The organism is Microvirga aerophila (genome assembly GCF_003332305.1).
In the GTDB taxonomy this organism is placed as follows: Bacteria; Pseudomonadota; Alphaproteobacteria; order Rhizobiales; family Beijerinckiaceae; genus Microvirga; species Microvirga aerophila.
Genome location: NZ_QOIO01000109.1, coordinates 1 through 7,403 on the forward strand (window position 1 = coordinate 1; position 7,403 = coordinate 7,403).

Consider the following 7,403-nt stretch of genomic DNA (forward strand, 5'->3'; position numbering starts at 1 on the left):
TGGGCTGCTCCTGTGTCGCTGGCTGCTCGAAGCAGCCATGCTACCTCACCGCTGGGTGGGAGCCGTCCACAGCATCATTAAGAGACGTTCACGGTCTCGCACCGAGGTTCGGCTATGCCTTAGGAAGCAACTTGACGAGGCAGTACGAAAGCAGCGCGCACAGACCCACGATGGCGACGTGATGCAGGAAGAAGGCTGGCGTCGAAGTCTCGAAGTCCCAGAACTCCAACGTCGTCCGCATGAACAGTTTTGACATGACATCGACGACGTGCAGGCTGTGAATCCCGTAAGCTGCGATCACTGCGGCCATGGCACACAGAGCGAAGGTGCGGAGCTTGCTGTTGCCCGCGACACCGGACCACCTGCGCACCAAGCCCATGATCATCGGCCCGTGCAGCCCAAGATGCGCCCCGACGGTTAGCAGGGCCAGGTAAGCCACCAATGCATGGATCTGGCGCGAGGTCGGGGTGCTGGTCAATGGCAGGAAGCTGAAGACCGCCTGGGAGATGATCGCGCTGGTCACGCCGAGAGCCAGCATGGTCATCAGAAGGAACAGAGTGATCGTCTTGGCGACAGCCCTGCGAGGCTCGCGCCAGCCCTTCGCAATCGTGCCGTACCATCGGCGGTTGAAGATACCGTGGGCAATCAGGAGCAGGAACAGAACCGTGCCGATGGCCTCATGGGCTGCATTGCCGAGCCAGTCATAGGCGAGAGCAGCCAGCAATAAACAGGCCGCCATCAAATCGAGGAACAGGCAGAACAGGAACAAGGGTCTCACGGGATGTGGGCCCGCATCCTGTCGATCGTGAACATGTAGTCGTCCGCGGCCTGGGACTGATGGCAGGATTGGCAGCGTGCGGCGATGGCAGTCCGCCGAACCTGTTTGTCGGTGCCGAACTGCTGGAAGTGCCAGTCGCCGGTGCGCTGCTCGGCCGCGAAGTCGAGGCCCCAATCGATCCCCTTTTCCATGACGAAGTAGCCGGTCAGGGCGCCGTTGTTGTAAATCTCCAGCACAAGACGAGTGCCTGGTGGCAATGGCTGGCCGGCCTTCGCGATATCAATGGTTTCTCTGAGGGCATAGGCCAACTCTCCGCCGGTGCCGCGCCTGTAGTCGCCGTACATCACCATCTGGTCGAAGTTGGCGGGAAACGTGGCGCGGTTGTTCTCGGCTTGAGCCATTGCTCCTGGCGCGAACAGGGCCAGCAGGGCGATGATGGCTGCGGTAAAGGAGAATTGGTACACCGGGATCATGAGGAGCCTCTGTAGCAGCCGCAAGGCTTGAGCATTGCGCAGGATGCGGGGGAGGGATTGCCCTGGCCCGTCCTCCGCAGAAGACAGCCAGGGCTTCGGTTCGGAGCAGCGGCGACTAGAGGTTGCTCTTGAAGAAGGGTGCCAGCTTGCGGGCTGCGACGGACGAACCATCGCCGTCGTAGAGGTCCATATGCGTGGCGCCGTCGACGATGAAGAGTTCCTTGGCCTCCGAGGCGGCCTTGGCGTGAAGCTCCTGGCTGTGCCACAGCGAGCCTGCCTCGCCGCCGGCGACCATCAAAAGCGGCTGCGTCAGGAAGGTGTCTGCCCCCTCAAACCCGGTGAACGACGCCTGGGTGCTGATGCTGGTCATCAGCATCTGGTTGGTCGAGTTGGGATGCTGGCCGCGCGGCGTGAGGTAGTAGTCGGCGGCTTCCTGGAGGTCGCGAGGGGCGGTCGTGTCGCCGATCTTGGGAACGTAGTTCACGTAGACCGGCGCGGCTCCGGCGGCCTCGGCCGAACGCTGCTTGGCAACGGCCTCGAGCGTCTCGATCAGGGCGGATTCCGGCGCCTTGCCATCCCAGCCCTTGCGGGTCGCGGCACCGACATCGACCGCGCTCACGGTCCCGATCGCCTTGATGCGGCGCTCGGTCATGGCCACCTTCACGGTCGTGCCACTTCCGGCGCAGACACCCAGGGCACCGATGCGCTCCGCATCGACGTAAGGGAGCGAGACCAGGTAGTCGACGGCGCTGTAGATGTCCCCGACGCGCTTCATCGGATCATCGACGAAGCGAGGCAAGCCGCCGCTAGCACCCTGATGCGCCGCGTCGAAGGCCAAGGTGACGAAGCCTTCCTCGGCAAGCTTCCGTGCATAGAGGCCGGCCGTCTGCTCCTTGACGCCGCCACCGGGATGGACAACCACGATGGCCGCGTACTTCTGGTTCCGGTCGAAACCCTTGGGATAGTAGACGTTCCCGGCCAAGGTGATGTCGTTCTTCTTGAACTCGACATTGTTGACGACAACGTCTCCCGTCTGCGCGCTGGTGGCAGCGCTCTGCGGTGCCGGGGTCGGGGTGGCGGAGGCGGCTCCAGCCAGCAGGACGCCGACAGAGACAATGGAACTGCTCAGGAGGATTTGGCGGCGGCTCAGTCCAGCGATCGTGCTCATGGTGTCGTCCCTTCATGCTTCGGTGAGGCCCCAGCCGCCCGTGCGCCTGTGACCAACCAAAGTTAGTCGGTCGGACATTGAGAGATTAGCCCGTATGATTTGCATGGGCTTAGAAGGCTGTTTTCTGAATGAGAGGCAATCCGGCCAGAGGGACCGTTCCTCTCGAGGGCAGATGCGCCTACCCGCGATAGCGAAGCGCCTCGATCACGAGCGCGAAGGCCGGCGAGTGCTGCCGGCGGCTTGGGTAGTACAGGTGGTACGCAGGGCGCGGCGGGCACCAGTCCGCCAGGACCCGGACCAGCTTCCCCTCCGCGATTGCCGTGTCCACCTGGTCCTCGGGGAGGTAGGCGAGCCCAAAGCCGTCGAGCGCCGCTTGGCGCATCATCCCCACCGTGTTGAAGGCGGTCCGTCCCTGGACCCTCACCTTGAGCTCCTGACCGTCCTTCTGGAACTCCCACGCATAGAACCCGCCGTGGGTCGGCAGGCGGAGCTTAATGCAATTGTGCTCGATCAGATCCTGCGGGACGTCAGGCTTTGCGCGGCCTTCGAAATAGGAGGGAGCGCCCACTACGGCGAAGCGGAGCTCGGCACCGATCCGCAGGGATATCATGTCCTTGTCGACCTGCTCCCCCAGCCGCACGCCTGCATCGTAGCGATCGGCGACGATGTCCTTGAGGCCGTATTCACTAATGATCTCGACATCGATGTCGGGATATTCGGCCAGGAGAGGGGCCAGGGTCGGCCAGAGGATGGTCTCGGCGGCGTGCTCGACGGTGGTGATGCGGATCGTCCCGGCAGGCTTGTCGCGCATTTCGCTGAGGGCGGCGATCTCACTTTCGATCTCGTCGAAGTGGGGGCCGATGCTGCGAAGCAGGCGCTCGCCCGCCTCCGTCAGGGAAACGCTGCGCGTCGTGCGGGTGAGGAGACGAAGCCCCAGGCGGGCCTCCAGCGTTCGGATCGTATAGCTGAGCGCGGATTGGGACACGCCAAGCTGCGCCGCCGCCTTGGTGAAGCTCCCCTCGCGGGCGACCGCGATGAAGGCCGTGAGATCATTCACGTTGTCCCGGCGCATTCAGAAATCCGATTTCTAAGTCCATGCCGATAATACCATCTAATTGAGAACTGATGGATGCGGTAGATGCAGTGCTCGGAAAAGGAGACTGACATGAGCAAGGTCTGGTTCATCACAGGTGCCGGCCGGGGGCTGGGCATCGATATCGCCCAGAAGGCCCTGGCCGCAGGACACTCCGTCGTCGCAACCGGACGCAATGCAGACCGGATGCTCCAGGCCGTCGGCGCACGCGACAACCTGCTGACCGTCGCCCTGGACATCACCGACCCGGAGGCCGCGCTCGCGGCCGCGAAGGCCGCGGTCGATCGGTTCGGCCGCATCGACGTTCTCGTGAACAACGCCGGCAACTTCTATGCCGGATATTTCGAGGAGATCAGCGCCACACAGTTCCGGGCGCAGATGGAGACGAACTTCTTCGGCCCGCTGAACGTGACCCGCGCCATTCTCCCGGTCATGCGGAAACAGCGCAGCGGTCAGGTGATCACGATCACGTCGACCGCGGGCCTGATCGGGCAGGAGTTCGTGGTCGCCTATGCGGCATCGAAGTTCGCGCTCGAAGGCTGGATGGGGTCGCTGCGTTTCGACGTGGCGCCCTATGGCATCGGCACGATGTCGGCCGAGCCGGGGTTCTTCCGCACCGAACTCTTGGTCGAGGGCGCTTCGACGATCTGGCCGGAGCTCTCGATCGAGGATTATGACGACCGCACGGCGCAGACGATTGCAGCGTGGAAGGGCATGAACGGCCAGCAGGGGGGTGACCCGGCCAAGCTGGCGGCTGCGCTGGTGACCCTGTCGGACTCGGGAGAACTGCCCCTGCGCTTCGTGGCCGGGGCCGATGCCATGGCGGCTGTCGAGGCCAACCTGACAGCGATCCAGGGGCAGATCGATGCGCATCGCGACCTGTCGGCTTCGCTGGCTTTCGACCACGCCTAGCGGTTTTCCGACCCGTATCCTCGGCTGACCCGAAGCCCGAATACGCATGAGAGACCGACGTGAGCACCAGGAAATCCATACTGCTCCTGGCCTTGACCATGGCTGTCCTTGGGATCGCCGCCTTTGCCTTGATGGCAGTGAAAGACCAGACCTACGTCGCGAGCGAGGCCTATGCGCCGGTGGGCGAGCCGAACCGGGCGATTGCGGTGGTCTACTACTCGCGCTCCGGCCATTCCGAGGCCGTCGCCCGGGAGGTTGCACGCACGTTCAATGCGCCGATCGCCCGCATCGCCGCGGACTATCCCCTGGACTTCTCGGGTCAGGGAAAGGCCGTCTCTGATGCGAACGCGGGAGAGCTGCCGCGGATCGAGGTCGAACCCGTCGATCTCGATCTGGCTCGCTGCCTCTTCCTGGTGTCGCCAACCTGGATGTTCCGCCCGGCGACGCCGCTTTGGTCTTACGTTGAGCAGACTGACCTTACGGGCAAGGAAATCGTGCTCGTCACGACCGGCAACAGCCGGTTCGAGCAAACGGAGATCGATGCATTCGCAAGGCGGGTCGAGGCACGAGGCGGCCGCTTCATCCACCACCTCTTCCTACGCCGCGGCCGCATCTTCTGGCAGAAGAGCCGCGAGGATCTGCTGGCTGAGGCTCGCGCGCGAATACGGGATCTCAGGCGACGTGGCAGCGCCACTGTAGAGCTGGTGATCCAGGCGTGACGCTGCTCTGCGATGAGAACTGACCAGGGACTTGCCGGCCCCGGGCCCAAGCCCCGGCCTTGACCCTATCGCCGTATCCGCTCGCACCGTGCAAGGCCCTCATTGGAATGCTATCAGGCTCAGACCCAGAGCCTTCATGATCAGCAGAGCGAGCACATGTCTGACTTGGCGAACCGGATCATCGGCTTTGCGGCCAGTGCCTTGCAGGCAATGCGATCGCTTTGGTCTCCTAGAAACTCACAGGATCATCTACAGGCGAGCATTCGACAGGCGGAGCTCGAAGGCCTTCAGTTCGCGTTCTACGCCAGGCTGACCGCGATCATCATCGTTTCCGTCTGGCTCATCTGGCTCGTCCCGTGGCCGCGCGATCTCTACTACGGAACCTACGCCTTCGGGTTCTTCCTCCTGGGCTATATCCCGTACCACCTGCGGCACCATCGTCACGGCGAGGCGATCAAGCTTGGCTTCATCGTCGTTGACGTGGCCTTGGTGACGGCCGCGATCCTGGTCCCTCCCCCAGCCAGTCTCGGCAACGACTGGCCGATTCAGATCCGCCTGCGCGGCCAGGAATTCCTCTACGTTCTCCTTCTCCTCGGAGAGGCTGCGCTCACCTACTCCCCGCGGAGGGTGCTCTGGACAGGTGTGTCGATCCTCGTCATCTGGTCGATCGGGGTCTTCTCGATTTACTCGCAACAGGACACGCTGCGGTTCAACGATGCGGCTGCGGAAGGGGTGCTGACGTCAGCCGCGGTCCTGGATCTCTCCTTGAAGCCTGCCTTTGTCGGCCTGACGGCCTGGTACACCCAGCTTGTCGCGACCTCCCTGTTTACCCTTCTCATCACACTCGCCGTCTGGCGCAGCCGGCGGACCTTGTTGAATCAGGTCGAGGCCGAGGTCGTGCGCGCGGATCTCTCGCGCTATGTCTCTCCGGACTTGGCCGAGGCCCTCGCCAAGCGCGGCGGGACGGCGTTCGGAGAGCCGGCGACAAGGACGGTGGCCGTCCTGTTCGCGGACATCGTCGGTTTCACCAAGCTCACCGAGACCCTCTCGCCCGAGCGCACATTTGCCTTGCTGCGCAGCTTTCAGGAGCGCAGTAGCGCCGTCGTGTTCAAGCATGGCGGCACCCTCGACAAGTACCTGGGCGACGGTTTCATGGCCACCTTCGGCTCCATCGGCCTGCAACCGGACGCGCCGGCCCGCGCGCTCGCCTGTGCCTTCGAGCTCCAGCAGGAGATCGAGCGCTGGAACCGGAAAAGATCCACTCGCGGCGCCAATCCACTGCGCGTGTCGATTGGGATCCACTGCGGTCCGGTGACAGTGGGCAATCTGGGCGGCCGGGAGCGCGTCGAATTCACTGTCGTCGGGGACGTCGTGAACGTGGCGAGCAGGCTTGAGGAGATCACCCAGGCGGTAGGCGGCTCGATCATCGCTTCAGAGGATTGCATCCAGGCTGCGGGTGGCTCGGAGTGGCTCACGAGGTTCCGGGCATCCCGCGAGATCCAGCTCCGGGGCCGGCAGCAGGGCATCCTCGTCCACATCGCCACGTGACAGGTGCCGCGGAGCGTCGCCTGTGCCGGCTTGCGCCAGGGTGTCGCCTTCACCCATGAGGGCTGCCGCACCATCTCCCCCACATCGTCACGTTGCGGAGACTTGAGATGGCAGTTCGCATCCCCCAGAGCCTGTCGACCAGCCTTCAGCCGGAGACGGGCTGGAGCGTGCTTGGTCACGAGCTGCGGGAGCAGAAAGCGCATACGCTTGGAGCCCTAAGTGGCCAAGTCGAGCAGGCTCTTGCGGCATTGCGAGCCTTCGATGCTGAAGCGCACGAACCTGATACGGGCATCGTCGCCGTGCCTTGTTGGACGGGGCAGCCGACCTCGTCTGGGCCTTCATGATCCAGGGAGCTATGTGGCCTCCGGAACTGGGACGCTGTAGTGCGGGACTATGGCATTCCTCGTGAGGTGTTGAACCGCGTCGGGCAGGTCAGGCGCAAGTCTGACTAGACGAACTGGCATCGTGCCCCTTCCCACAAGACGCTTGAGCCTCCTTGATCACAAGCGCGGGCTCAGAAGGTCTGGAACGGGTCATCAGAGGAAATTGCCAACGCCTCGGGAATGTCTGTTGTCCCCTTTGTCAGCAGACATTCGGTCTACTTCGCAAATGTGCCAGAAGCGGTCGTTAGCCACGGTCCCATAAAGGCATCTGCCCAGCTACCTACAAGCACAGCAGCTTCATTGTTAAGCTTATCCTTCGACACAATAAG

At 63.3% G+C, this 7,403-nt stretch carries 8 protein-coding genes; 4 read left to right on the forward strand and 4 right to left on the reverse strand.

The window, feature by feature from the left end:
• Positions 1–112: 112 nt before the first annotated feature.
• The 4 genes from DRB19_RS28085 to DRB19_RS28100 form a co-directional block, all read right to left on the reverse strand.
• Positions 113–778 carry a DUF4405 domain-containing protein gene (locus DRB19_RS28085; protein ID WP_114189269.1) on the reverse strand — a complete coding sequence of 222 codons (666 nt, stop codon included), beginning with the start codon at positions 776–778 and terminating at the stop codon, positions 113–115.
• A complete protein-coding gene (locus DRB19_RS28090; RefSeq protein ID WP_114189270.1) occupies positions 775–1,251 on the reverse strand; it encodes a cytochrome P460 family protein in 477 nt (158 codons plus the stop codon). The genes DRB19_RS28085 and DRB19_RS28090 overlap by 4 nt, the downstream gene beginning before the upstream one ends.
• 115 nt (positions 1,252–1,366) lie before the next feature.
• Positions 1,367–2,419 (reverse strand): alpha/beta hydrolase, encoded by a 1,053-nt coding sequence (locus tag DRB19_RS28095; RefSeq protein WP_114189271.1) that lies wholly within the window; start codon positions 2,417–2,419, stop codon positions 1,367–1,369.
• Between the two features lie 178 nt (positions 2,420–2,597).
• Positions 2,598–3,491: a LysR family transcriptional regulator gene (locus DRB19_RS28100; RefSeq protein ID WP_114189272.1), complete on the reverse strand. Its 894-nt coding sequence runs from the start codon at positions 3,489–3,491 to the stop codon at positions 2,598–2,600.
• 93 nt (positions 3,492–3,584) lie between these two features.
• On the opposite strand from DRB19_RS28100, the gene DRB19_RS28105 reads away from it, so the two are divergent.
• From DRB19_RS28105 to DRB19_RS28120, 4 genes are all read left to right on the forward strand, one after another.
• Positions 3,585–4,424 carry an SDR family oxidoreductase gene (locus tag DRB19_RS28105; protein WP_114189273.1) on the forward strand — a complete coding sequence of 280 codons (840 nt, stop codon included), beginning with the start codon at positions 3,585–3,587 and terminating at the stop codon, positions 4,422–4,424.
• Positions 4,425–4,483: 59 nt separating this feature from the next.
• On the forward strand, positions 4,484–5,143 hold the full coding sequence (locus DRB19_RS28110; RefSeq protein ID WP_114189274.1) for a flavodoxin family protein: 660 nt from the start codon (positions 4,484–4,486) through the stop codon (positions 5,141–5,143).
• Positions 5,144–5,299: 156 nt separating this feature from the next.
• The gene (locus DRB19_RS28115; protein WP_114189275.1) at positions 5,300–6,691 is read left to right on the forward strand and encodes an adenylate/guanylate cyclase domain-containing protein; all 1,392 of its coding nucleotides are present in this window, start codon (positions 5,300–5,302) and stop codon (positions 6,689–6,691) included.
• A gap of 107 nt (positions 6,692–6,798) precedes the next feature.
• Positions 6,799–7,035: a hypothetical protein gene (locus DRB19_RS28120; protein WP_162815927.1), complete on the forward strand. Its 237-nt coding sequence runs from the start codon at positions 6,799–6,801 to the stop codon at positions 7,033–7,035.
• Positions 7,036–7,403: the final 368 nt, after the last annotated feature.